Annotated in this window: 22 protein-coding genes; 13 read left to right on the top strand and 9 right to left on the bottom strand. The window is 64.4% G+C overall.

The features are described from left to right. Together AC3WLT_RS02845 and AC3WLT_RS02840 are read left to right on the top strand one after the other, a co-directional pair. A partial coding sequence (locus tag AC3WLT_RS02845) for a group II intron maturase-specific domain-containing protein (protein ID WP_492590408.1) occupies positions 1-316 on the top strand: 316 nt, incomplete at its 5' end. A gap of 211 nt (positions 317-527) precedes the next feature. Continuing rightward, positions 528-992, top strand: a complete 465-nt coding sequence (locus tag AC3WLT_RS02840) for a GNAT family N-acetyltransferase (RefSeq protein ID WP_492590407.1) — start codon at positions 528-530, stop codon at positions 990-992. A 65-nt stretch (positions 993-1057) separates the two neighbouring features. Here the strand turns inward: AC3WLT_RS02840 and AC3WLT_RS02835 are convergent, their stop codons facing one another. Further along, positions 1058-1939 (bottom strand): AraC family transcriptional regulator, encoded by an 882-nt coding sequence (locus AC3WLT_RS02835; RefSeq protein WP_492590406.1) that lies wholly within the window; start codon positions 1937-1939, stop codon positions 1058-1060. Positions 1940-2187: 248 nt separating this feature from the next. Here AC3WLT_RS02835 and rraA point away from each other — a divergent pair, with 248 nt between their 5' ends. Together rraA and AC3WLT_RS02825 are read left to right on the top strand one after the other, a co-directional pair. Further along, entirely contained in the window at positions 2188-2682 is a 495-nt protein-coding gene (rraA, locus tag AC3WLT_RS02830) for a ribonuclease E activity regulator RraA (RefSeq protein ID WP_492590405.1), read from the top strand. Between the two features lie 43 nt (positions 2683-2725). Beyond that, positions 2726-3127, top strand: coding sequence for a gamma-glutamylcyclotransferase family protein (locus tag AC3WLT_RS02825; RefSeq protein WP_492590404.1), 402 nt, complete (start codon positions 2726-2728; stop codon positions 3125-3127). Between the two features lie 181 nt (positions 3128-3308). Here AC3WLT_RS02825 and aceB read toward each other — a convergent pair whose 3' ends face one another. Together aceB and AC3WLT_RS02815 are read right to left on the bottom strand one after the other, a co-directional pair. Beyond that, entirely contained in the window at positions 3309-4910 is a 1602-nt protein-coding gene (gene aceB, locus AC3WLT_RS02820) for a malate synthase A (RefSeq protein ID WP_492590403.1), read from the bottom strand. Positions 4911-4995: 85 nt separating this feature from the next. Continuing rightward, a complete protein-coding gene (locus AC3WLT_RS02815; protein ID WP_492590402.1) occupies positions 4996-5799 on the bottom strand; it encodes a haloacid dehalogenase type II in 804 nt (267 codons plus the stop codon). A gap of 151 nt (positions 5800-5950) precedes the next feature. Between AC3WLT_RS02815 and AC3WLT_RS02810 the strand changes: the two genes are divergently transcribed. Then, positions 5951-6853, top strand: coding sequence for a LysR family transcriptional regulator (locus AC3WLT_RS02810; protein WP_492590401.1), 903 nt, complete (start codon positions 5951-5953; stop codon positions 6851-6853). Between the two features lie 171 nt (positions 6854-7024). After that, complete coding sequence (locus AC3WLT_RS02805) at positions 7025-7459, top strand: universal stress protein (protein WP_492590400.1); 435 nt, start codon at positions 7025-7027, stop codon at positions 7457-7459. 279 nt (positions 7460-7738) lie between these two features. On the opposite strand, the gene aceA is transcribed toward AC3WLT_RS02805, so the two are convergent. From aceA to AC3WLT_RS02790, 3 genes are all read right to left on the bottom strand, one after another. Next, entirely contained in the window at positions 7739-9043 is a 1305-nt protein-coding gene (gene aceA, locus AC3WLT_RS02800) for an isocitrate lyase (protein WP_492590399.1), read from the bottom strand. Positions 9044-9514: 471 nt separating this feature from the next. Next, positions 9515-11128: a DEAD/DEAH box helicase gene (locus AC3WLT_RS02795; RefSeq protein WP_492590398.1), complete on the bottom strand. Its 1614-nt coding sequence runs from the start codon at positions 11126-11128 to the stop codon at positions 9515-9517. A 417-nt stretch (positions 11129-11545) separates the two neighbouring features. Further along, entirely contained in the window at positions 11546-11815 is a 270-nt protein-coding gene (locus tag AC3WLT_RS02790) for an acyl-CoA-binding protein (protein WP_492590397.1), read from the bottom strand. A 311-nt stretch (positions 11816-12126) separates the two neighbouring features. Here AC3WLT_RS02790 and tsaB point away from each other — a divergent pair, with 311 nt between their 5' ends. From tsaB to AC3WLT_RS02770, 4 genes are read left to right on the top strand one after another with little or no spacing between them, the layout of a single operon-like run. Continuing rightward, a complete protein-coding gene (gene tsaB / locus AC3WLT_RS02785; RefSeq protein WP_492590396.1) occupies positions 12127-12924 on the top strand; it encodes a tRNA (adenosine(37)-N6)-threonylcarbamoyltransferase complex dimerization subunit type 1 TsaB in 798 nt (265 codons plus the stop codon). Then, complete coding sequence (gene rimI / locus AC3WLT_RS02780; RefSeq protein WP_492590395.1) at positions 12921-13415, top strand: ribosomal protein S18-alanine N-acetyltransferase; 495 nt, start codon at positions 12921-12923, stop codon at positions 13413-13415. Before tsaB ends, rimI begins: the two co-directional genes overlap by 4 nt. Next, positions 13402-14568, top strand: a complete 1167-nt coding sequence (locus tag AC3WLT_RS02775) for a uracil-DNA glycosylase (RefSeq protein ID WP_492590394.1) — start codon at positions 13402-13404, stop codon at positions 14566-14568. Before rimI ends, AC3WLT_RS02775 begins: the two co-directional genes overlap by 14 nt. Further along, complete coding sequence (locus AC3WLT_RS02770) at positions 14568-15578, top strand: DUF1853 family protein (protein WP_492590393.1); 1011 nt, start codon at positions 14568-14570, stop codon at positions 15576-15578. Before AC3WLT_RS02775 ends, AC3WLT_RS02770 begins: the two co-directional genes overlap by 1 nt. Positions 15579-15695: 117 nt before the next feature. Here the strand turns inward: AC3WLT_RS02770 and thiD are convergent, their stop codons facing one another. Both thiD and lplT read right to left on the bottom strand, forming a co-directional pair. Next, entirely contained in the window at positions 15696-16502 is an 807-nt protein-coding gene (gene thiD / locus AC3WLT_RS02765) for a bifunctional hydroxymethylpyrimidine kinase/phosphomethylpyrimidine kinase (RefSeq protein ID WP_492590392.1), read from the bottom strand. A gap of 55 nt (positions 16503-16557) precedes the next feature. Further along, positions 16558-17865 carry a lysophospholipid transporter LplT gene (lplT, locus tag AC3WLT_RS02760; protein ID WP_492590391.1) on the bottom strand — a complete coding sequence of 436 codons (1308 nt, stop codon included), beginning with the start codon at positions 17863-17865 and terminating at the stop codon, positions 16558-16560. 218 nt (positions 17866-18083) lie between these two features. Between lplT and alr the strand changes: the two genes are divergently transcribed. From alr to AC3WLT_RS02745, 3 genes are all read left to right on the top strand, one after another. Beyond that, the gene (gene alr, locus AC3WLT_RS02755) at positions 18084-19154 is read left to right on the top strand and encodes an alanine racemase (protein WP_492590390.1); all 1071 of its coding nucleotides are present in this window, start codon (positions 18084-18086) and stop codon (positions 19152-19154) included. A gap of 96 nt (positions 19155-19250) precedes the next feature. Next, a complete protein-coding gene (gene radA / locus AC3WLT_RS02750) occupies positions 19251-20627 on the top strand; it encodes a DNA repair protein RadA (RefSeq protein WP_492590389.1) in 1377 nt (458 codons plus the stop codon). A gap of 142 nt (positions 20628-20769) precedes the next feature. Continuing rightward, positions 20770-21048, top strand: a complete 279-nt coding sequence (locus tag AC3WLT_RS02745) for a DUF2866 domain-containing protein (protein WP_492590388.1) — start codon at positions 20770-20772, stop codon at positions 21046-21048. 24 nt (positions 21049-21072) lie between these two features. Here AC3WLT_RS02745 and AC3WLT_RS02740 read toward each other — a convergent pair whose 3' ends face one another. Beyond that, positions 21073-22146 carry a CaiB/BaiF CoA transferase family protein gene (locus AC3WLT_RS02740; protein WP_492590421.1) on the bottom strand — a complete coding sequence of 358 codons (1074 nt, stop codon included), beginning with the start codon at positions 22144-22146 and terminating at the stop codon, positions 21073-21075. Between the last annotated feature and the right edge of the window lie 91 nt (positions 22147-22237).

Below are 22237 nucleotides of genomic sequence, written 5' to 3'. Positions count from 1 at the left end.
TGAGCAGTTGATGGAGCGGCTGACACGCTACCTTACAGGGTGGCGCGGCTACTTCGGCTTCTGTGAGACGCCCAGCACATTACAACGGCTGGATGAGTGGGTACGACGCCGTGTTCGCTTCGTCTTCTGGAAACAGTGGAAGAACAGCTCCAAACGGTTCAGGGAACTGACGGCCCGCGGCGTCGATCGGGATCTGGCCGCCCAAACGGTCGGCTCCCCGCACGCTGCATGGCGACTGAGTAACAGTCCCGCCCTGCAACGTGCCCTCACCAACCGCTATCTTGGCTCTCTCGGCCTTCCATCGTTGCGCAAATAGCCGGCCAACTGATCCGAACCGCCGTGTACGGACCCGTACGCACGGTGGTGTGGGAGGGGTCGGGTCGCGAGGCCTGCCCCTATCCCGATCCCCCTTTTTTCGCGCGTATTTCCGCGCCCGATTCCGTCCGGGGTATGCTCGGGACAAACAGCCATTGCCAGCACGCGTGGCCTGTTTTACCGTTGAGTCGACTCATCTTCGCCGTTCCGCCATGTTCGATCCAACCGAAGCTCCGTCACCGTTTCATCTGCGTCAGGCCAGCATGGACGATTTCGAGTTTGCCGAGGCGCTGACTCGCAACAACATGGGCGGCTACTATCGCCGGCATCATCTGGTCTGGCGTGGCGATCTGTTTCTTGGCAGCTGGCGCGAGTCGGAGAATTTCATTCTCGAAGTGGAGGGTCAGCCGATCGGCGTCCTGCGCATCACGCAAGAAGGCGATTCGCTGCATATCCGCGACGTGCAGATTGCCGAGGGACATCGGCGGCTGGGCGCCGGGACGTATCTGCTGGACATCGCGCATCAATGGGCGCGTGAGCGCGGGCTGCGCGAGCTGCAATTACGCGTGTTCGTCGACAATCCCGCGGCGCGGCTTTACCAGCGCAAGGGCTATAAGCTGGCCGGGCCGCGTCTCGCGCAACTCGGCGCGATCCGCCATCTGGCGCGGCGCGTTTGAGGCTTTGCGATGCCGGCATCGCGCCAGCATTGCTCGGTGAACATTCGGGTAGCACTCGGAATCCTTCAGACATCTGTCCGGTCCTGAGCCGCCTCGTCGTCCGTCTCTTCATCTCCACGTTCCTCATTTTCCGCACGATGTTCCGAACCGCGCTCGATGAACGCCCGTGGACTTGCGCCAAACGCCCGCCGGAACATCGCCGAGAACGCGCTCTGGCTCTGGTAGCCTAATTCCAGCGCGACATGCGATAGCGGCCGTCCCTGGCTCAGAAGTGGAATTGCGCGCGCCAGAATCGCTTGCTGACGCCATTGCGAAAAGCTCACGCCCAACTCCTGACGAAACAGTCGCGCGATCGTGCGCGTACTCGCGCCCACGCTCGACGCCCATTGCTCGAGCGATTCGCCGTGAGTCGGATCGGCAATCACCGCCTCGCACAGCGCGCGCAGGCGCTTCTCGTTTGGCATCGGAACCGACAGCGGCAGCGGCTCCGAGCGCGTCAGTTCGTCGAGCGCGAGCGCGCCGAGCAATTGTTCGCGCGTCGCCGAGATGCCGGGCGTATCGAGCGCAGCGATCACCTCGCGCAGCAGATCCGATACCTCGACCACGCGGGGCGTATCCAGTCCTGGCGGTACGGTGTTTTCGGTGATGTACAGCGTGCGCAGGAACGCGTCTTCGACGGCGACCACTTCATGTGTCACATGCGGCGGCACCCAGATCGCCCGCGACGGCGGCACCATCCACGTCGTGCCGGTCGTCGCGACCCGCAGCACACCGCGCGACGCGTACGCCACCTGCGCCCACGCGTGCGTATGACGAGCAATACGCCAGCCTGAGGGCATCGGACGCGAGCGTACGCGGATCGGGTGCGTCAAGGTCGGCTGGAACTCCGGCGGGATGTCGGCGAAGTGGACGAAGCGCGACTGGTCTGAGTCGGCGGACGAAGTCATGGTGAAGATCGATCCAGATAGACGGCTCAAGAAGCGCGCAACCCAAAAGGGCCCGCGCAACCCAAAAGGGCCCGCGCAACCCCAAAAGGGCCCGCGCAACCCCAAAAGGGCCCGCGCAACCCCAAAAGGGCCCGCGCAACCCCAAAAGGGCCCGCGAACCCCAAAAGCGGTACGGGCTTCCCATTGTAGGTTGCGTGAGAGCCGACGTTGCATAATGTGCCGATTGCGCCGACCCTAAGGAGAACCTCATGAGCTTTGCAACCGCGGACTTGTGCGATGCGCACGAGGACCAGCTGTCGCTCGGCACGTTGCGCGTGCTCGAGCCGGTCTTTCATCTGTTCAGCCGTGCCGAGTGCTTCAGCGGCGAGGCGGTCACGCTGAAAGTGTTCGAAGACAACGCGCTCGTGCGCGCCACGCTCGAAGAGAAGGGGGCGGGCCGTGTGCTGGTGGTCGACGGCGGCGGGAGTCTGCGTTGCGCGCTGGTCGGCGGCAATCTGGCGCAGCTCGCGGAGCAGAACGGCTGGGCGGGCATCGTGCTCAACGGCTGCGTGCGCGATACGCTGGAGCTCAATGAAATCAACGTGGGCGTGGCGGCGTTGGCAACCTGTCCGCGACGCGGCCAGAAGCTAGGCACAGGCGAGCGCGGCGTGCCGGTGCAATTGCCGGGCGCGACCGTGCGCCCCGGCGAATGGATCTATGCGGATATCGATGGCGTGCTGGTGGCGAGCGTTGAGCTGAGCTGAATCCGCAGGCAACTGAACCCACAATCAAGGAGAGCAGACGACGATGCAAACCGTCTTTGTATACGGCACGTTGCGGGCCGGTGAAGTGAACGACATCAGCGAGACGGCGGCGCTGCACGACATCGCCGCGCCGAACCTGCTCGGCATGGCCACTGTGCGCGGACACCTGTTCGACTTCGGCTCGTATCCGGGCCTCGTCGTCGACGAAGCGGGCGTCGACGTCAAAGGCGACGTGTACGAGATCGACGATGAACTGGTCGCGGTACTTGACGAAATCGAAGCGGTGAATCCGGGCGTCGAGGGTATCTTCCTCGCGCACGAAGTCATGGTGAAGGTGGACGGCAGCGCGGTGAATTGCCGTTTCTATCCGGTGACGCCCGGAGCCATCAAAGGCCTGCAGGAAATCCGCTCGGGCGACTGGGTCGCGCATCGCAGAACGCGCTAACCGGAAGCGAAAAAACGCAGCAAAAAAACGCAGCAAAAAAACGGCCCGGCAAGCATGAGCCTGTCGGGCCGTCCGGTCGGTCAGCCTTGCGACCCCGGCCGCTTTCACCGCTTGCGTGGCTGGCGAAAGCGGGTCCGATACTGCGTCGTTGGTTGCTGATGCATGAGGCTTCTCAAGGGCCTCAGATTTCCTCGTACAGCGGCAGCGTCAGGAAGTCGGTGAACTGTTCCGAGGTCGACATCGCCTCGAAGATCTGTGCGGCACGCTCGTACGGCTTCGTATCGCCGCCGACCGCCTGCTTCACGTTGGCGAGTTCTTGCGCCGACAACTCGCGCACCAGCTCGGCGGTCACCTTGCGGCCATCGTCGAGCTTGCCCTTCGGCGAGCGAATCCATTGCCACACCTGCGAGCGCGAGATCTCCGCGGTGGCGGCGTCTTCCATCAGATTGTGAATCGGCACGCAGCCATTGCCGGCGAGCCACGAACCCAAGTAGTGAATGCCGACGTTGATGTTGTTGCGCAGACCTGCTTCGGTGATCGGCGCTTCCGGACGGAAGTCCATCAGATCGGCGGCCGTGACGAGCACGTCGTCGCGCTGCTTGCCGATCTGGTTCGGTTTGTCGCCGAGCATCTTGACGAACTCTTCCATCGCGATCGGCACGAGGCCCGGATGCGCGACCCAGCCGCCGTCGTAACCGTCGCCCGCATCGCGTGCCTTGTCCGAACGCACGCCGCCCATGGCCTTGTCGTTCGCTGCCGGATCGTTCTTGATTGGAATCAGCGCGCTCATGCCGCCGATCGCCGGCGCGTTGCGGCGATGACAGGTTTTCAGCAACAGCAGCGCGTACGCGCGCATGAACGGCGAAGTCATCGTGATCCGGGAACGGTCGGCGAGGCAGAAATCCTTGTCGCTCCTGAACTTCTTGATCGCCGAGAAGATGTAGTCCCAACGGCCGGCGTTCAGGCCCGAGCTGTGTTCGCGCAGCTCGTAAAGAATCTCGTCCATTTCGAATGCGGCGACGATCGTTTCGATCAGCACCGTCGCGCGAATCGTGCCGCGCGGCACGCCCACGGCTTCCTGTGCGGCGACGAAAATGTCGTTCCACAGGCGCGCTTCCAGATGGCTTTCCATCTTCGGCAAATAGAAGTAGGGCGCCGTGCCGCGCGCCACCTGTTCCTTCGCGTTGTGAACCATGAAGAGCGCGAAGTCGAAAATGCCGCCGGACACGCGCTGGCCGTCCACCTTCATGTGCTTCTCATCCAGATGCCAGCCGCGCGGACGCACGATCAGCGTGGCGATCCGGTCGTTCAGCCTGTACGACTTGCCGTTCTGTTCGAGCGAAATCGTGCGGCGCACCGCGTCCTTCAGATTGATATGGCCGTTAATCTGGTTGTCCCAGCTCGGCGCATTCGAATCTTCGAAGTCGGTCATGTACGAATCCGCGCCCGAATTCAGCGCGTTGATGATCATCTTGCGTTCGACCGGACCGGTAATTTCCACGCGGCGGCATTGCAGATCCTGCGGCAGCGGCGCGATTGTCCAGTCGCCTTCGCGAATACTCTTCGTTTCGGCGAGGAAGTCGGGGCGCTCGCCGGCATCGAGGCGCTTCGTGCGTTCCGCACGCGCCTGCAACAGCGCCTGACGGCGTGGTTCGAACGCGCGATGCAGCGCGGCGACGAGCTCGAGTGCGTCGCGCGTGAGGATAGCCTCAAAGCCCGGCTTGATCTCAGCGGTGATTTCCGTGCCCTGCGGCAGCTGCGACGATGAAAGCGTGTTCGCCATGGTTTCTCCTTGGTCGGTCAGATTGCAAAGATGCAAATGTTGAAAATGCGGTTGAAATGCGTCGTGTGGTCCGCAGTGGTAGCTGTCAGGCGCCGGGGCTGTGGCGCGTGCGGCTGCCGCTGTTGTTGCTGCGTTCGGGCGGCACGAGGGTTTTCAGAAAAGCGAGCAGATCGTTCATGCTCCCGCCCGCGCCATGCGGCGTGACGCCCAGTTCTTCGGCTGGTGCGTTTTGCCGGTTGAGCCAGAAAGTGGTGAAGCCGAACCAGGTCGCGCCCGCCACGTCCCAGCCGTTCGACGACACGAAGACGATCTCGCGCGGCTGCGCGCCGAAGGCTTGCGTGCCGAGCGCATAAGCGGCGGGCGAGGGTTTGTAGGCGCGCACGGCGTCGACGGACAGAACATGGTCGAACAGGCCAGTCATGCCGGCGCTCTTCACGGCGATGTCGAGCATTTGCGGATTGCCGTTCGAGAGGATCGCGAGACCGGGCCGTGGGCCGGTTTTGGTGCCCGCCCGCGCAGCGGGCGCTTCGCGCAACTGGCGCAGCGCGGGCACAGCATCGGGGAACGCGGACAGGCACGCGTATTCGTCCATCAGACGCTTCTCGGCGGCGCGATTGAGCGTGAGCTGAAGCTTCTTCGCGGCGAAGCGCAACGCGTCGATCGTGATGTCCCAGAACGGCTGGTAGTGCGCACCGGGCGCGCCGGCGGGGTCGGCGAGCGTGCGCAGTTGCGTGTATTCGATCTGCTTGAGACGCCACAGCTGCGAGAGCGTGTCGCCGTGGCCGGGGAACATCTGCTCTGCGGCAGCGATCACCGAATGCACGTCGAAAAGCGTGCCGTAGGCGTCGAAAATCACTGCTTTGGGGAAGAGTGTCGTTGTGGCCGACATTGCCGTGCGCTCCTATCAGAGGTCAGGATGGATTGTATTAGTGATGGTCTGTGCTAAAAAAGAGCGTAAAGGTCACTTGATCTTTTACTTTTATGCACCTAATCTGACCCGCACCGATCACTTTCATGCGCAATTCCGGCTCTGCCCATTCATGGACCGTTTCAAGCAGATCGAAACTTTCGTCGCCGTTGCGGCAAAGGGCAGCCTGTCCGCCGCGGCACTGGCCGAGGGCGTCGCGCCCGCGATCATCGGCCGCCGCCTCGACGCGCTCGAAGAGCGCCTCGGCGTCAAGCTGCTGGTGCGCACCACCCGCAAGATCACGCTGACCTTCGAGGGCTCGGCGTTTCTCGAAGACTGCCAGCGCGTCATGCACGATATGCAGAACGCCGAGGCCAGCGTGTCGGCGGGCGGCGTGAAGGCGAGCGGTCATTTGCGGCTGTCGGCGCCGGCGGGTTTCGGCCGCCGGCACGTCGCGCCGCTCGTGCCCGCGTTTACCGTCGCGCATCCGGATGTGTCGATCACGCTCGATCTGTCCGACCGGATGGTCGATCTGGTCAACGAGGGTTTCGATTGCGCGGTGCGGCTCGGCGAGTTGCCGGATTCGTCGCTGGTGTCGCTCAAGCTCGGCGAAAACCGCCGCGTGTGCGTGGCCTCGCCCTCGTATCTGAGCCGGCGCGGTGTGCCGCATACGCTGGCCGATCTCGCGCATCACAACTGTCTCGCGCTCGGTGCGAGCGCCAACCAGCAGCGCGGCTGGATGTTCCAGCAGGGCGACAAGGTCGTGTCGATCAAGGTGTCCGGCACGATGGAGTGTTCGGACGGCGCGGTACTGCATGAGTGGTGCCTCGAAGGTTATGGCCTCGCGTGGCGCTCGTGGTGGGAAGTCGGCAGCGATATCGCCGCCGGGCGGCTGGTGAGCGTGCTCGACGAGTTCGCCGCGCCGCCGATCGGCATTCATGCGGTATTTCCGCAGCGCCGTCATTTGCCGTTGCGGGTGCGGCTCTTTCTCGATTTTCTCAAGCATACGTATAGCGATCCCGGTTACTGGGGCTGACGTTCGCCAAGCTCAGGCGACGCCGCGCAAGGGGTTTCCGATATGCGGACAGACCCGCACGCGTGCCTTGCGCGTGATTTCGGCGCACTACAATCGATTGCAGCGGCTTTCATGCCGGGCCTCGTTGGACGCTGACGCCGCGCGGCGAGCCGCATGGCGACGGAGGGCATCATGTTCAGGCACATCCTGGTTCCGACCGATGGTTCAGACCTGTCACGTAAAGCGATCGACGGCGCCATCGATCTCGCGCAGGCCGTCGGCGCGCGCGTGACGGCCTACGCGTGTCTGCCGCAATATCCGTACTCGCCGTTTTCCGAGGTCGTGATCGAGCCGCCGGCCGAATTCCTGCAGCGCAGCGAGCGCGAGGCGCGCGTGCATCTGCGGGAAGTGGAACTGGCCGCGCGCCGCGTGGGCGTCGCGTTCGACAGCCGTACCAGCGTGCATCCGGCGCCCTATCTCGGCATCATCGAAGCGGCCGAGCAGGGTGGCTGCGACGTGATTTTCATGGCTTCGCACGGACGGCGCGGTCTTGGCAGCCTGCTGATCGGCAGTGAAACGCAGCGGGTGCTCGCGCATACGAAAATCCCCGTGATCGTGTATCGCTGAGCTTGCCGGTCCGGCCCGGCGTGCGTGGCGCATTGCGAAAAAAAGCGCCAGCGATGAGGCCGGCGCGCGGTATGCGTCGCCGCACGATCCGCTGTGCGAGCGCTATCTCCAAGATTACAGCCCTGTGGCTCTCTGGCCCTTTGGCCCTATGGGTCCTGTGAGCTCTGACTCTGCGGCCATGTTGTTCTCCTCCCTGACGGCGGCCCTCTGGCGGGCCTTTTGCCGTCTGTCTGCCATGCCGTTCTTGCGATCAGACCGCGCTATGACTCATGCGGCCTGTTACGCGACCTTCTTGTCGAAGAACTGTTCGTCTTCCGTCGAGCCGTGCAGCGCGGTCGTCGATGCTTCGCGTTCGACCGTTTGCGTGACGGCGTCGAAGTAGCCGGTGCCGACTTCGCGCTGGTGCTTCACGGCGGTGAAGCCCTTTTCGGCAGCTGCGAATTCGGCCTGCTGCATTTCGACGAACGCGCTCATCTGCGTGCGGGCATAACCGTGCGCGAGGTTGAACATCGAGTAGTTCAGCGCGTGGAAGCCTGCCAGCGTGATGAACTGGAACTTGTAGCCCATCGCGCCGAGTTCCTTCTGGAATTTGGCGATGGTTGCGTCGTCGAGGTTCTTCTTCCAGTTGAACGACGGCGAGCAGTTGTACGACAGCAGCTTGCCCGGGAATTCCTTGTGGACTGCTTCCGCGAATCTCTTCGCGAATTCGAGGTCCGGCTTGCCGGTTTCGCACCAGATCATGTCGGCGTACGGCGCGTAGGCGAGACCGCGCGAGATCGCTTGCTCCAGACCCGGCTTCGTGCGGTAGAAACCTTCGACGGTGCGCTCGCCGGTCAGGAACGGCTTGTCGTTGTCGTCGATGTCCGAGGTGACGAGGTCGGCGGCTTCAGCGTCGGTGCGAGCCAGCAGGACGGTCGGCACGCCCGAGACGTCGGCGGCCAGACGCGCGGCGGTCAGCTTGGCGACGTTTTCGCGGGTCGGCACGAGCACCTTGCCGCCCATGTGGCCGCACTTTTTCACCGAGGCGAGCTGGTCTTCGAAGTGCACGCCCGCGGCGCCGGCTTCGATCATCGCCTTCATCAGTTCGAACGCGTTCAGCACGCCGCCAAAACCGGCTTCAGCATCGGCGACGATCGGCGCGAAGAAGTCCACGTAGCCTTCGTCGCCCGGGTTCTTGCCTTCCGACCACTGGATCTGGTCGGCGCGAGTCAGCGTGTTGTTGATGCGCTTCACGACGAGCGGCACCGAGTTCGCCGGATAGAGCGACTGGTCCGGGTACATTTCGCCGGCGACGTTCGCATCGCCCGCCACTTGCCAGCCCGACAGATAGATTGCCTTGAGGCCGGCCTTCACTTGCTGCATGGCCTGGTTGCCGGTCAGCGCGCCGAGCGCGTTGACGAACGGCTCGTTGTGGATCGAATCCCACAGCTTTTCCGCGCCGCGCCTGGCCAGCGTGTGCTCGACCGGCACCGAACCGCGCAGGCGCACCACGTCGTCGGCGGTGTACGTACGCTTGATGCCGTTCCAGCGCGGGTCGGTTTCCCACTGCTGTTGGAGTTGCCTGGCTTGTTGTTCGCGGGACATGATGTGCTCCTTGGTTGCCTGTAGATAAATGGGTGAACTCTGTCTTCGTCGAAGCGGCTAGCCCGGTCAGGCGCGTTTCGCTTCGTGAAGTCTTATATAAGAGTCTAGGCAAATCAGTGGTCGGGCAATAGCCGACCGGGAGCATTTTTCCAATATTTATATTTGTTTTAAATCAATGACTTATTGCATTAATTCCGCATTAAGAAATGTGGTTTTCCATCTTGCAATAGCGCTTGTTGTGCCTTGCAGCACGATTTTTTACGACGCAAAAAAATTTTCCACATCGTGAAATTTGGCGGGGCCAAAATACGGGCGAAAAAAAACCGGCGCATGAGCACCGGTTTCTTCCGACTGACGGACGGCGCAGGGCCGTCCGGGTCTTTCTTCAAGCTGACTTCTGCGGCAATCGGGCGGCGCGAATGGCTGCTGCCCGGTTACTGCCCGACTGCACTGCAACTCGATAGTCGCGACTTAGCTGCCGCGGCGCGCCGTACGCGGGCCGTCACTGCGGCGTGCACCGTAGCCGCCGTCGCGCGAACCGCCGTAGCCTTCGCGCGAACCGGAACCGCCGTAGCCTTCGCGCGAACCGCCGCCAGCCGACTTGCCGGCCCAGCCGCCGCCATTGCCGCTGCCGCTGCGAGCGCCGCCGCCGTTACCGGCCGGCTTGCCTGCACCGCTGCCGAAGCGACGGCCGCCGCCGTTGCCGCCGCCCGGACGGCCACGGCCGCCAAAGCCAGGACGGCCGTTGCCCGACGGAGCCGACTTGCGCGGCTCGAAGCCTTCGACGACGTTGACCGGCAGCGGGGTGCGCACGAAGCGCTCGATGCGCTTCAGCGCGCCTTGTTCAGCGTGATGCACGAGGCTCACGGCGATACCCGAGCGGCCGGCACGGCCGGTACGGCCGATACGGTGCACGTAGTCTTCGGCGAACTTCGGCAGGTCGTAGTTGAACACGTGCGTGATGCCCGGGATGTCGATGCCGCGAGCGGCGACGTCCGTGGCGACCAGCACGCGCACGCGGCGCTCGCGCAGCGCGCGGATGGTGCGGTTGCGTGCGCCTTGCGGCAGGTCGCCGTGCAGCGCTGCCGATTCGAAACCGGCATCGGCCAGGCGCCCGGCCAGCTGGTCCGCGTCCATCTTGGTTGCCGTGAAGACGATAGCCTGATCGAGGCCGGCGTCGCGCAGCAGATGGTCGAGCAGACGATCCTTGTGATCGCGGTCGTCAACGTAGTGAACGGTTTGCGCGATGTTGGTGCGCTGTTCCAGGCGTTGAACGATCTCGATACGCTCCGGATCTTTCAGCAGACGGCCGGTCAGCGAACCGATCTTGCCGTCGAGCGTGGCCGAGAACAGCATGGTTTGGCGCGTGGCCGGCGTAGCGGCAACGATGGTATCGATGTCGTCGATGAAGCCCATGTCGAGCATGCGGTCGGCTTCGTCGAGCACCAGGATCTGCAGTTGCGACAGATCGATACGGCCGCGTTCCAGGTGGTCGATCAGACGGCCCGGCGTGGCAACCAGGATTTCCGGGTTCTTCGCCAGCAGCATCAACTGTTGACCGTAAGCGACGCCGCCCAGAATGCTGACGGTGCGCAGACGCTTCAGGTGCTTGCCGTACGTGGCAGCGGCAGTGGTGACCTGCATCGCGAGTTCGCGGGTCGGCGTCAGAACCAGCATGGTCGGACGGGCAACCGGTTGCGGACGGCGCGTGCGGCCTCCGTCAGCCGGACGCGGCTCACGCGGCTGGCTGGCTTGCACTTTTTGCAGTTGCGAGAAACGCTCGATGGCGGGCAGCATGAACGCGGCGGTCTTGCCCGAACCGGTCGGGCTCGAGACCAGCAGATCGCGGCCGGCGATGCCGGCGGGGATGGCGCGTTGCTGAACCGGGGTCGGCGTTTGGTAACCAGCGGCGGTCAGCGCGGAGACGACATCCGCGGACAGACCGAGCGACGCGAACGACGGGCCGGCGGGCGCTGCGACAACGGCTTCCGGCGCGGCAGCGGCTGCTGCGGGTGCGTCGGCGAGACCGAGGGCTTGGTCGGCGATGGCGTTCAACGGGCTGCTGGGGGTATTGCTCGAAGTCATGAGAATCCTTGAAACGATCCTGGAGGATGCAGGGAATTAAAACGTCGGCGCCAATCGGCATACCCAAGTCGTCGGATTCAGCGAGCAAAGAAGCAGCGAGCAAATCGAAAAACGGGGGCAGCTCGCGACAATGAAGGCGAGCTTTTCGTTAGAAGCTGTATCGGATGCGACAAGCCAACACGGCGTGCCGCCAGCCTGGGACATGATCGCCCGTAGGGGGCTAGGCAGGAGGGGACAGGTTCTAAACTGGATTGGAGCTAAACGCTACGAGGCGCTGCGCCGCAAAGGCCGCTAGAGGAAAGCCGGGCAAAGCAGTGAAGCGCAGGCAGCATTGTATAGATATTTGTTGCACTGCGCCACTATTAGGACATTTCCTGGCGAAAAAGTTTTGACTGCCGATACCCTGGCGAGTCTGGGTCAGGCTGATGCGCCGCTTTTGAGGGATTCGACCAGGTCGATGTATTGCTGCTTCGCGGCGTCCGGTACGGTGCCCTTCAGGGCGGCCCATGCGTCGTATTTGTATTTGCCGACGATGTCGGTGAAGCCGGGTTTGTCGCCGTGAACGTCGCCGTCGGTGGCCTGCTTGAAAAGGGCGTAGAGACGCAGCAGGGTCAGGTTGCCTGGGCGCTCCGGCAATTGCCTGGCGTCTTCCTGGGCCTGGATGAATTGGGTGTTGATGTCCGTCATTGTGATTTTGCCCTCCGGGCGGGGGTGGGTTTGGCTGGTTTTCGCTGGGTTTCAGGCTTGGCCGGTGATCATAACAATTGGTTGCCGCCGCGGGGCTGAGGGGTTATTCCAAACGGTTTCGGGTTTTTGTTCGGGTTTTTGTTTTTGCCATGCGGCGTTATGGTCGGTAGGCCAAAGGCAAGCAGAACAAGGAACGTCCAACGCCGCGGACGGACAGACCAACGGCGGACCAACGGCGGACCAACGGCGCCTCGTCGGCAGAAAAAACCAAAACCCCATGCCCCCGTGCGGTGCCGATTACAATACGCCTCATGACTCAAACAGTGCTTCTTGCCCTCGATACATCGACCGAATTCTGCTCGGTAGCGCTTCTCGCCGCCGACGAATCATCGGTCCACACCGCTCCTGAACCCCGTATCTGGGTCCGTCACGAGCAAACCGGCGCGGTTTCCAGCACGCGCCTGCTGCCGGCGATTCGCGAACTCTTCGACGAGGCCGGTTTGAAACTGGCCGATTGCAATGCCATCGCCTTCGGCTCCGGGCCCGGTTCGTTCACGGGGCTTCGCACGGCAACCGGTGTCGCCCAGGGCCTCGCGTTCGGCCTGAACCTGCCGGTCGTGCCGGTCGGCACCTTGCTCGCGTGCGCGGAAAGCGCCCGTCTGCACGATCCATCGGCGCTTCGCGTGCTCGCCGCGCTCGACGCCCGCATGGACGAAATCTATTGGGCCGACTACGCGTGGGACGAGGCTCAAGGCGAGTGGCGCACGCTCCAGCCGGCTTCGCTCGATACCCCCGAGCGCCTCGTCTTGCCCGGCGTGCCGTTTACGCTGGCAGGCAACGCCGCTGCAGCCTTCGGCGCGCGCCTGCCCGCCGTCGCTGCGGCCCGGACGGTCGACGGCGAAGCGCTGCCGCATGCGTTGCCCATGGCTTACGCGGCGCTACGCGCATTCCGCGCTGGCCGCACGGTGCCCGCCGACCAGGCCGCGCCGGAATATGTGCGCGATAAAGTCGCCCAAACCACGGCGGAACGCGTCGCTGAAAAAGCCGCCAAGGCCGAACTGGCCGCGCAGGCGGCGCACGGCGCGCATCAGGGCGAGGGCCAGAGATGAGCGGGGTGTTGCTCGCGGACCGCTACATGTCGCCGATGACCGAAGGCGATCTGGACGAGGTTGCCGCAATCGAAAAGATCGCTTACGAATTTCCCTGGAGTCGCGGCAATTTCGGCGACTCGCTGCGCAATGGCTATTTCGGCGTTTGTCTGCGTCATGTGACGGGCACACTGATCGGCTATTGCGTATTGATGCCGGTCGTCGACGAAATGCATCTGCTCAATTTGTGCGTGACGCCCGCCGCGCAAGGCGCCGGTGCCGGGCTCGCGCTGTTGCGCGAAGCGGTGCGCATCACGCGCGCCGAAAAGCTCGACGGCCTGCTGCTCGAAGTGCGGCCGTCCAACCGTCGAGCGATCCGGCTTTACGAACGCTTCGGGTTTGCGTCGATCGGCCGGCGCAAAAACTATTATCCGGCGCGGCATCGCAGCCGGGAGGACGCCATCGTGATGCGTTATTCGTTTGCCAGGGAGGGCGCAGATGGCGCTGCATGAATCGGTACTGGAAGAGTTCGGACTCGCGCCGATGTGGGTGCGTCGCGGGATGGCGGTGGTCGCGTCCGCCGAGGCTGTCGAGCTTGCTTCAGGCACGCAGACCAGCCATGCGCAGCCGGGCGAGGCTGGCGCCGCGGACACCGGCGCGCGTCGCGAAGAGCCGCTGGCTGCGGACCCGGGAGTAACGGCGCCGTCAACGTCGCCGGCCGCCCGTGAGCAGCGCGACGATCGGCAACCAACCTCGCAGGAAGCAACGGCGCGTTCGCACGATGAGCAGCGCCCGGCGATGCGCGCAAGCGAGGCGCCGCAGTCCGGCCAAACACAGCCTGGCAGTGGGCAATCACCGTCGATGCGCGCGAGCGAACCGCGGCAGCCAGCACCCGCGCGCGAGCCGGACGAGCACCGTTCGCCTGCGCAACGTGGCGAGCCGGCACGGCAAACGCCGCCATCCTCGTTCGGCGAAGCACCACCCGACGACGATTTCGCGTGGTTTGACGATCTGCCGGCCGATGAGCCTGGCCACGCGAGCGCCGAACCGCGCCACGAGACGCCGGAAGCATTGCCGATCCATCTGCTCGACTGGGACGCGTTGAGCGATCGCGTCGCCGGCTGCGAACGCTGTCGTCTGTGCGAGAAACGCACGAATACGGTGTTCGGCGTGGGCGATCGCAACGCCGACTGGATGCTGATCGGCGAAGCGCCCGGCGAGAACGAAGATCGCCTGGGCGAGCCGTTCGTCGGCCAGGCCGGCAAGCTGCTCGACAACATGCTGCGTGCGCTGACCCTCGCGCGCGACACCAACGTCTATATCGCCAACGTGATCAAGTGTCGGCCGCCCGGCAACCGCAATCCCGAGCCCGATGAAGTCGCGCGTTGCGAGCCTTATCTGCAACGCCAGGTCGAACTGGTCAAGCCGAAGCTGATCGTCGCGCTCGGCCGCTTCGCCGCGCAGAGTCTGCTGAAGACCGACGCGAGCATTTCGTCGCTGCGCGGCCGCGTGCACGAATACGAAGGGGTGCCGGTCATCGTCACGTATCACCCGGCATATCTGCTGCGCAGCTTGTCCGACAAGGCGAAAGCCTGGGCCGACCTGTGCCTCGCGCGCGATACGTGGCGCCAGGCGGGCGGCGCGGCTTCGAACGAAGCGAAGTGATGGCGGCCACCGGGCCGATAGCGCCGATAGCGTCGGCAGCCGCCGCTGCGCCCGGCACACCTGCCGCGCTACTCGAGACGCTTCTCGACACCTTGCGCATCCCGGCGGTGCGCGATCTGGCGTGGCTGTTGCTGAGCACCGATTTGTTGCGGGCGCAACCACCGGTGGGGGCGCTGGCCACGCCGTTCGACACGTCGCAGGAAGCCCGTGCGACGATCGACTGGTTGCGCACGCTCGACGCCGATCCGGCCGAATTGCAGCGCGACCTCGCCGCGACGCGCATCACGCGCCTTGGCCGCTACGCCGAACGTCTGCTCGCGTGGTTTCTGCGGCATGGGCCCGCTGCGCGGCTGGTTGCGGCCGGCGTGCCGCTGCGGCGCGCCGGCGTTACGCTCGGTGAATGCGATTTTCTGGTGCAGACGCAACAGGGCGCGCGACTGCACTGGGAATTGGCGGTGAAGTGCTATCTGCATGCCGGCGACGGTCGCGGGCAGCTGGCGGATTACGTCGGCCCGAATCTGAGGGATCGTTTCGACCTGAAGCTCGCGCATTTGCTGAATCATCAGCTGCCGTTGAGCGCACGCGAAGAATTCGCGTCGCTCGGCTATGGGGGGCGGTGGACGCCGCAGATGTTCGTCAAAGGCTGGCTGTTTTACCGGCATGGCGAGTCGCCGGCAGATCCGGCCGCGCTCGATCCTTCACACGGACGCGGCTGGTGGGTGACGCGTAGCGATTGGCCGGCTTTTGCCGCCGCGCATGCACAGGCGTGGCGCGCGCTGCCGCGTCTGGAGTGGCTCGCGCCGAGGCGGCATGAGCCTGCGGCGGTGGAGCAGGCGGAGATCGCTTTCGTCGATGCGCGAACACTCGCTGCGCAAATTTCACATCAACATGGACCGGCGATGGTCGCGGCGTTCGCCCATGACGGCGCGGGCAGCTGGCTTGAACGCTCGCGCGGGTTCATCGTCCCCGACGACTGGCCGCAACAGGCGCAGGCCTACGCGCGGCAGTAACAGGCCGTGAACGGCAGGTAAGACCCTGGCGCCAATTCGCAGCGCCGGCTCATGGCCTCACCACCTCAAGCCTTACCACCACAAGCCTCACCACCACAAGCCTCACCACCACAAGCCTCACCACCACCGATAAAAATGATGCACCGGCCCGACGCCGCTGCCGACCTCGAGCCGGTCGCTCGCTTGCAACGCGCCGGTCAGATACAGCTTCGCATCGGCGACCGCGCTCGCCAGATCGTCGCGTTGCGGAATCAGCGCGGCAATCGCCGACGACAGCGTGCAGCCCGTCCCATGCGTGTTCTTCACCGGCACGCGCGGGCCGCCCAGACGCAGCGTGCCGCTGTCCTGCACGAGCCAGTCGGGACTATCCGCCGCGCTGAGATGACCGCCTTTCATCAGCACCGCGCGCGCGCCGAGCGCACGCAGCGCTTCGCCTTGCGCGACCATGCCGGCTTCATCCGTTGCGGTCTCTACGCCGAGCAAGGCAGCAGCTTCCGGCAGATTCGGCGTCAGCAGATCGGCGAGCGGCAGCAACTCCTCACGCACCGCAGCGACCGCATCCGGCAGCAGCAACGCGTGATTGCTCTTCGAAATCATCACTGTGTCGAGCACGATGTGCTTCGGCTTGTGCCGGCGCAACGCGTCGGCCACCGCGCGCGCGATCGCCGCGTTCGCGAGCATGCCGATCTTCACGGCGTCGATACGGATGTCGTCGAACACCGCATCGAGCTGCGCGGTGACGAAGGCCGGTTCCGGCGTGTGAATCGCCGTGACGCCGCGCGTGTTCTGCGCGGTCAGTGCGGTGATCACACACGCGCCATAGGCGCCGAGCGCCGAGAATGTCTTCAGATCGGCCTGAATGCCGGCGCCGCCGCCGGAATCGGAACCGGCGATCGTCAGCACATTGGGAATCGGTTGAGTCATGGCAAGGCGGGAATAAGAGAACGCGCGCGGGATGCCGCTTGCAGGCCGCCGTGGGTCAGTGCTTGACCTCGCCGATCAGCGCGACCGAATCGAACGCGCGCTGATTCGCCTGGTGGCGCCGCATCACGAGCCACATCATCAGGCAGACGAACGTGCCGAACAGCATGATCACCACCGTGACCGGCACGTCGAGCCACACCAGTACCGCGTACAGGCACAGCATCACGAGCACGGAGAGATTCTCGTTGAAATTCTGCACGGCGATCGAGTGGCCCGCCGACAGCAGCACGTGGCCGCGATGCTGGAGCAGCGCATTCATCGGTACGACAAAAAAGCCGGACAACCCGCCGACGACCATCAGGAAGATATACGCGACGATCAGATAGCCCGGCACGTGCATGCGGCCGAAGTAGAGGCCCCAATGCGCGGGGAACAGGTCGCGCGTGTAGAACGCCATCAGCATCACGGCGATGCCCATCATGATGCCGACCGGCAGCACCGAGAGCGACTTCTTCAGCGGCACGCGCGAGGCCGCGAAGATCGCGCCGGCCGCCACGCCCACGGCGACCACCGCCTGCAGGATCGCGGCTTCTGACAGCGACATGTTGAGCGACACCTCGGCCCACTTCAGTACGATGAATTGCAGCGTCGCGCCGGCGCCCCAGAACAGCGTGGTGACGGCGAGCGAAATCTGGCCGAGCTTGTCGCGCCACAGCACGAGGAAACAATCGGCGAAATCGGTGACGAGCTTGATCGGGCCGCGTTCCTGCTTCGGATAGCGCGCGCCCGTGTCGGGAATGCGCAGATTGAACAGCGCGGCGATCACGTAGATCCCCATGATCACCAGCATCGCCGCTTCGGCGGGCGTGTTGACGGCGGGAATGTGGTGCCTGAGGATCGGCGCTGCAATGTGCGGACTGATCAGGGCGCCGCCGAGCACGGTGCCGAGAATGATCGAACCGACCGTGGTGCCTTCGATCCAGCCATTCGCGGCGACCAGCCGCTCAGGCGGCAGCAGTTCGGTGAGAATCCCATATTTGGCGGGCGAGTAGGCCGCCGCGCCAAAGCCGACGATGCCATAGGCGAGTAGCGGATGCGCGCCGACCAGCATCGTGACGCAGCCGACCACCTTGATGGTATTGGTGATGAACATCACGCGTCCTTTCGGACGCGAGTCGGCGAAAGCGCCCACGAAGGCGGCCAGAACGACGTACGACAGCACAAAGAACAACTTGAGCAGCGGCGTCATCCAGTTTGGTGCGTGAAGATCTTTCAGCAGTGCGATAGCAGCGATCAGAAGCGCATTGTCGGCCAGCGACGAAAAAAATTGCGCGGCCATGATGGTGTAAAAACCTTTTTTCATCTGATGCGATGCTGTCCTCGCTGCGGTCTGTCCGCCCCGGCCGTGGGAGAGGCGTCCGGGCTTATGCTGTTCGAAATGGGTTGTGCGCACGGCTTTATATCATGAAAATAGCTGGTTTCGGACTAGCAAAATCCTTGACCGCACCGCCCAGCGGGCTGCCGAGCGTTGAAAACGCCCTGTAAGCTGCTGATTCGCAAGCGTCTTTACGAAAATTTCCCATGCCGCGCCCCCTCTCAGCCACGATCCATACCGCCGCACTCGCCAACAATCTCGCCGTCGCCCGTCGCTACGCACCCAAATCCAAGATTTGGGCCGTCGTCAAGGCAAACGCTTACGGACACGGCCTCGCACGCGCTTTCCCAGGACTGCGCGCAACCGACGGCTTTGGCTTGCTGGACCTCGAAGAAGCCGTGAAGTTGCGTGAATTGGGATGGGCCGGGCCAATTTTGTTGCTCGAGGGCTTTTTCCGTCCGACCGATATCGACGTGATCGACCGCTACAGCCTGACCACGGCGCTGCACTCGGACGAACAGTTGCGGATGCTGGAAATGGCGCGTCTGTCGAAGCCCGTCAACATTCAACTGAAGATGAACAGCGGCATGAACCGCCTCGGTTACGTGCCGGAAAAATTCCGTGCCGCGTGGGAGCGCGCGCGTGCCTGTCAGGGTGTCGGCCAGATCACGTTGATGACCCATTTCTCGGATGCCGACAGCGAACGCGGCATCGCCTATCAGTTGGAAGCGTTCGAACGCGGCGCGCAAGGCATCGCGGGTGCGCGCAGCCTCGCGAATTCGGCGGCGACGCTGTGGCATCCCGCCGCGCACTTCGACTGGGTGCGCCCGGGCATCATTCTGTACGGCGCATCGCCGTCCGGCGTGAACGCCGCGATCGCAGACACCGGTCTGCAACCGGCCATGACGCTCGCCTCCGAACTGATCGCCGTGCAGACCCTCGCCGAAAGCCAGACGGTCGGCTACGGTTCGTCGTTCAAGGCGCGCGGGCCGATGCGCATCGGCGTGGTCGCCTGCGGTTACGCGGACGGCTATCCGCGGAGCGCGCCGGAAGGTACGCCGGTAATCGTCGACGGGGTCCTGACGCGGCTCGTCGGGCGCGTTTCGATGGACATGCTGACCGTCGACCTGACGCCGATCCCGACTGCCAACGTCGGCTCGCGCGTCGAATTGTGGGGCACGTCGCTGCCGATCGACGAAGTCGCGCAAGCCTGCGGCACGATTGGCTACGAGCTGATGTGCGCGGTGGCGCCGCGCGTGCCGGTGCGCGCCGAGTAGGCACGAACGTAAGCACGGAAGTAAGCACGGAAGCGATCGGCGGGCTCACGGACTTATCGGCCGGATATCCAATAGAACAGCAACAGGCAAGGGCGCGTGGCTAAACAGAAGACGTTGTACATCTGCAGTGAATGCGGCGGGCAATCGCCGAAGTGGGCCGGGCAGTGCCCTTCATGCAACGCGTGGAACACGCTGGTCGAATCAGTGGCGGAAGCGCCCTCCACGCATCGCTTCCAGTCGCTCGCGAAAAGCGCGCCGGTGCGGCGTCTCGCCGATATCGACGCGACCGACGTGCCGCGTTTTTCAACCGGCGTCAGCGAGTTCGACCGCGTGTTGGGCGGCGGTCTGGTGCCGGGCGGGGTGGTGCTGATCGGCGGCGACCCGGGCATCGGCAAATCGACGCTGTTGCTGCAATCGCTTGCGGAAATCGCCGCGGATAAACGGGCGCTCTATATCAGCGGCGAGGAATCGGCTGCGCAGATCGCGCTGCGCGCGCAGCGGCTTTCGCTGCTCGAGCCCGGTTCGAAGGCCAGCGAACTGCAGTTGCTCGCGGAAATCCAGCTCGAAAAGATCCAGGCGACCGTCGCCGGGCAGCGGCCCGACGTCGCCGTGATCGACTCGATCCAGACGGTTTATTCCGACGCGCTGACCTCCGCGCCCGGTTCGGTCGCGCAGGTGCGCGAGTGCGCGGCGCAATTGACGCGGATCGCCAAGCAGTCGGGCACCACCATCATCATGGTCGGCCACGTGACCAAGGAAGGCGCGCTCGCCGGGCCGCGCGTGCTGGAGCACATCGTCGATACGGTGCTGTACTTCGAGGGCGACACGCATTCGTCGTTCCGGCTGGTGCGCGCGATCAAGAACCGCTTCGGTGCGGTCAACGAACTCGGTGTGTTCGCGATGACCGAGCGCGGCCTGCGCGGCGTCGCCAATCCTTCCGCGCTGTTTCTGTCGCAGCATGAACAATCCGTGCCGGGTTCGTGCGTGCTGGTCACGCAGGAAGGCACGCGGCCGCTGCTGGTCGAAGTGCAGGCGCTGGTGGACGCGGCGAACGCGCCGAATCCGCGGCGGCTCGCCGTCGGCCTGGAACAGAACCGGCTCGCGATGCTGCTGGCGGTGCTGCACCGGCATGCCGGCATCGCCTGCTTCGATCAGGACGTGTTCCTGAACGCGGTGGGCGGCGTGAAGATTGCCGAACCCGCCGCCGACCTGGCCGTGCTGCTCGCGATTCATTCGTCGATGCGTAACAAACCGTTGCCGAAGGGGCTGGTCGTGTTCGGCGAAGTGGGCCTCGCCGGCGAAATCCGGCCTTCGCCGCGCGGCCAGGAGCGTCTGAAGGAAGCGGCCAAGCTCGGTTTCTCGACCGCGCTGATTCCGAAGGCCAATGCGCCGAAGCAGCCGATCGACGGCTTACAGGTCATTGCGGTCGAAAGGATCGAGCAAGCCATCGACCGGGTCCGCACGCTCGAATAAACGGGCCTGTCACGGCTGCAGGCGCGCTCCGCCGCGTAATGCCCGGTAAATATCTCCATATTGGCTGTAACCTACCCGACATTCCTTTTTCCTAAGCTGCGGGGTATTGCTTCCCTTCTGATGCCGAAAAAAGGATTGCGCCTTGAAACAGCCACATGAAACCGTAGCCGAGCGGCCAATGCAGGTGCGCGGCTGCCGCGTCTCCGCGCCCATTCGCCAGCCTTGGGGCGGCGCTTGCCGGATTGTCGAGTGGATCGACACGACGGGGCAGATTTCGCGGCGGGTGGTGGCCGAACATGTCACGGCGGCGGAAGTGCGGGCCACCATCAACCGTCACGTTGAAGGCCGTAAGCATCTGCTGTACGACGACGAAAAAACGCCGCGCCAGACTTTGCCGCGGCAAGCGGCGGCGAAACGCTGACGTGCCGGGCGGCGGCCGCTTGCCTCAACCGGCGTAACGGTCCTCGTCGTCTTCAGCCTCGGTTTCGTTTTCACCTGCGCGCGCGGCCGCGCGGGCCTGCGGATTGAAGAGCGGGTGCCGCGCGGCTTCTGCCGGGGTCAGCACCGGTGACACGCAACAGTCGAGCGGCTCCAGCAGCAGCACCCATTCCTCCAGCGGACGCTTGCCGATCACATCGGCCAGTTCCTGCGTCAGCGCGGCCGCGTCAGGCCCGCCGATTGCCTGACCCAGACTCCAGTGGCGCGTCGCCCATTCGGGCCGGTCCAGCGCCATGCACAGCGTTTCCCAGAATTTGAGTTCGAGCGCGCCGACCGCGAGCCAGCGGTTGTCGAGCGTGCGGTACAGGTTGTAGCAGGGCACGCCGCCGTTCAGCAGGCCTTCGCCGGCGACCGGAGCGGTGCCTTCATTGGCGAGCGAGACTTGCGCGACGACGTTGTGCGCGTGCGTGACATGGGTCATCGATACGTCGACGAAGCGGCCTTCGCCGCCGCGCGACACGTGCCATAACGCGGCGAGAATCCGCGTCACGGCGCTCAAGGCGCCGCCGAGCAGGTCGGCAATCTGGAAGTTCGGCAGGATCGGCGCGCCGTCGCGGCCGGCCAGTTGATCGAGTACGCCCGCGTAGCCGATGTAGTTCAGATCGTGGCCGGCATGGTCGACAAACGGACCGCTCGCGCCGTAGCCGCTAATTGCGCAGTAAACCAGTTTGGGATTCGCCGCGCGCAGTGTTTCGTAGCCGAGGCCGAGGCGCTCCATCACACCGGGCCTGAAGCTTTCGATCAGCACGTCCGTTTCGGCCGCGAGCGCGCGTAACACGCTGCGTCCCGCTTCCGACTTCAGGTCGAGCCGCGTTTCGCGCTTGCCGCGATTGACGAGCCGGTAAAACGCGCCGGGCCGGCCGGCCACGCGGTCGCTCGACGACTGCATCATTGTACGGGTGGGGTCTCCCGCGCCGGGCGCTTCGATCTTCAGCACGTCGGCGCCGAGTTCGGCAAGCCGCAATGCGGCGACCGGGCCCGGCAACAGGCGCGTCAGATCGAGCACGCGCAGGCCTTGCAGCGCGGGCGGCGCTGATGCGGACCCTGATATGGATGACGTCGCAGATGACAAAGCCAACCTCTCGTCGATGCCGGCGCGGACCTGGAAACTG

The organism is Paraburkholderia sp. FW306-2-2C-D06C (assembly GCF_058781505.1).
This window is presented reverse-complemented; position numbering and strand designations above follow the sequence as displayed.

Excerpts from the sequence above, each read along its gene's own strand:
- thiD (WP_492590392.1), bottom strand. The coding sequence starts at position 16,502 with ATGACTCAACCGATTCCCAATGTGCTGACGATCGCCGGTTCCGATTCC.
- tsaB (WP_492590396.1), top strand. The coding sequence starts at position 12,127 with ATGACTCAAACAGTGCTTCTTGCCCTCGATACATCGACCGAATTCTGC.
- rimI (WP_492590395.1), top strand. The coding sequence starts at position 12,921 with ATGAGCGGGGTGTTGCTCGCGGACCGCTACATGTCGCCGATGACCGAA.
- AC3WLT_RS02805 (WP_492590400.1), top strand. The coding sequence starts at position 7,025 with ATGTTCAGGCACATCCTGGTTCCGACCGATGGTTCAGACCTGTCACGT.
- AC3WLT_RS02835 (WP_492590406.1), bottom strand. The coding sequence starts at position 1,939 with ATGACTTCGTCCGCCGACTCAGACCAGTCGCGCTTCGTCCACTTCGCC.
- AC3WLT_RS02825 (WP_492590404.1), top strand. The coding sequence starts at position 2,726 with ATGCAAACCGTCTTTGTATACGGCACGTTGCGGGCCGGTGAAGTGAAC.
- AC3WLT_RS02810 (WP_492590401.1), top strand. The coding sequence starts at position 5,951 with ATGGACCGTTTCAAGCAGATCGAAACTTTCGTCGCCGTTGCGGCAAAG.
- AC3WLT_RS02775 (WP_492590394.1), top strand. The coding sequence starts at position 13,402 with ATGGCGCTGCATGAATCGGTACTGGAAGAGTTCGGACTCGCGCCGATG.
- AC3WLT_RS02815 (WP_492590402.1), bottom strand. The coding sequence starts at position 5,799 with ATGTCGGCCACAACGACACTCTTCCCCAAAGCAGTGATTTTCGACGCC.
- AC3WLT_RS02790 (WP_492590397.1), bottom strand. The coding sequence starts at position 11,815 with ATGACGGACATCAACACCCAATTCATCCAGGCCCAGGAAGACGCCAGG.
- aceB (WP_492590403.1), bottom strand. The coding sequence starts at position 4,910 with ATGGCGAACACGCTTTCATCGTCGCAGCTGCCGCAGGGCACGGAAATC.
- AC3WLT_RS02795 (WP_492590398.1), bottom strand. The coding sequence starts at position 11,128 with ATGACTTCGAGCAATACCCCCAGCAGCCCGTTGAACGCCATCGCCGAC.
- alr (WP_492590390.1), top strand. The coding sequence starts at position 18,084 with ATGCCGCGCCCCCTCTCAGCCACGATCCATACCGCCGCACTCGCCAAC.
- aceA (WP_492590399.1), bottom strand. The coding sequence starts at position 9,043 with ATGTCCCGCGAACAACAAGCCAGGCAACTCCAACAGCAGTGGGAAACC.
- rraA (WP_492590405.1), top strand. The coding sequence starts at position 2,188 with ATGAGCTTTGCAACCGCGGACTTGTGCGATGCGCACGAGGACCAGCTG.
- lplT (WP_492590391.1), bottom strand. The coding sequence starts at position 17,865 with ATGAAAAAAGGTTTTTACACCATCATGGCCGCGCAATTTTTTTCGTCG.
- AC3WLT_RS02840 (WP_492590407.1), top strand. The coding sequence starts at position 528 with ATGTTCGATCCAACCGAAGCTCCGTCACCGTTTCATCTGCGTCAGGCC.
- AC3WLT_RS02770 (WP_492590393.1), top strand. The coding sequence starts at position 14,568 with ATGGCGGCCACCGGGCCGATAGCGCCGATAGCGTCGGCAGCCGCCGCT.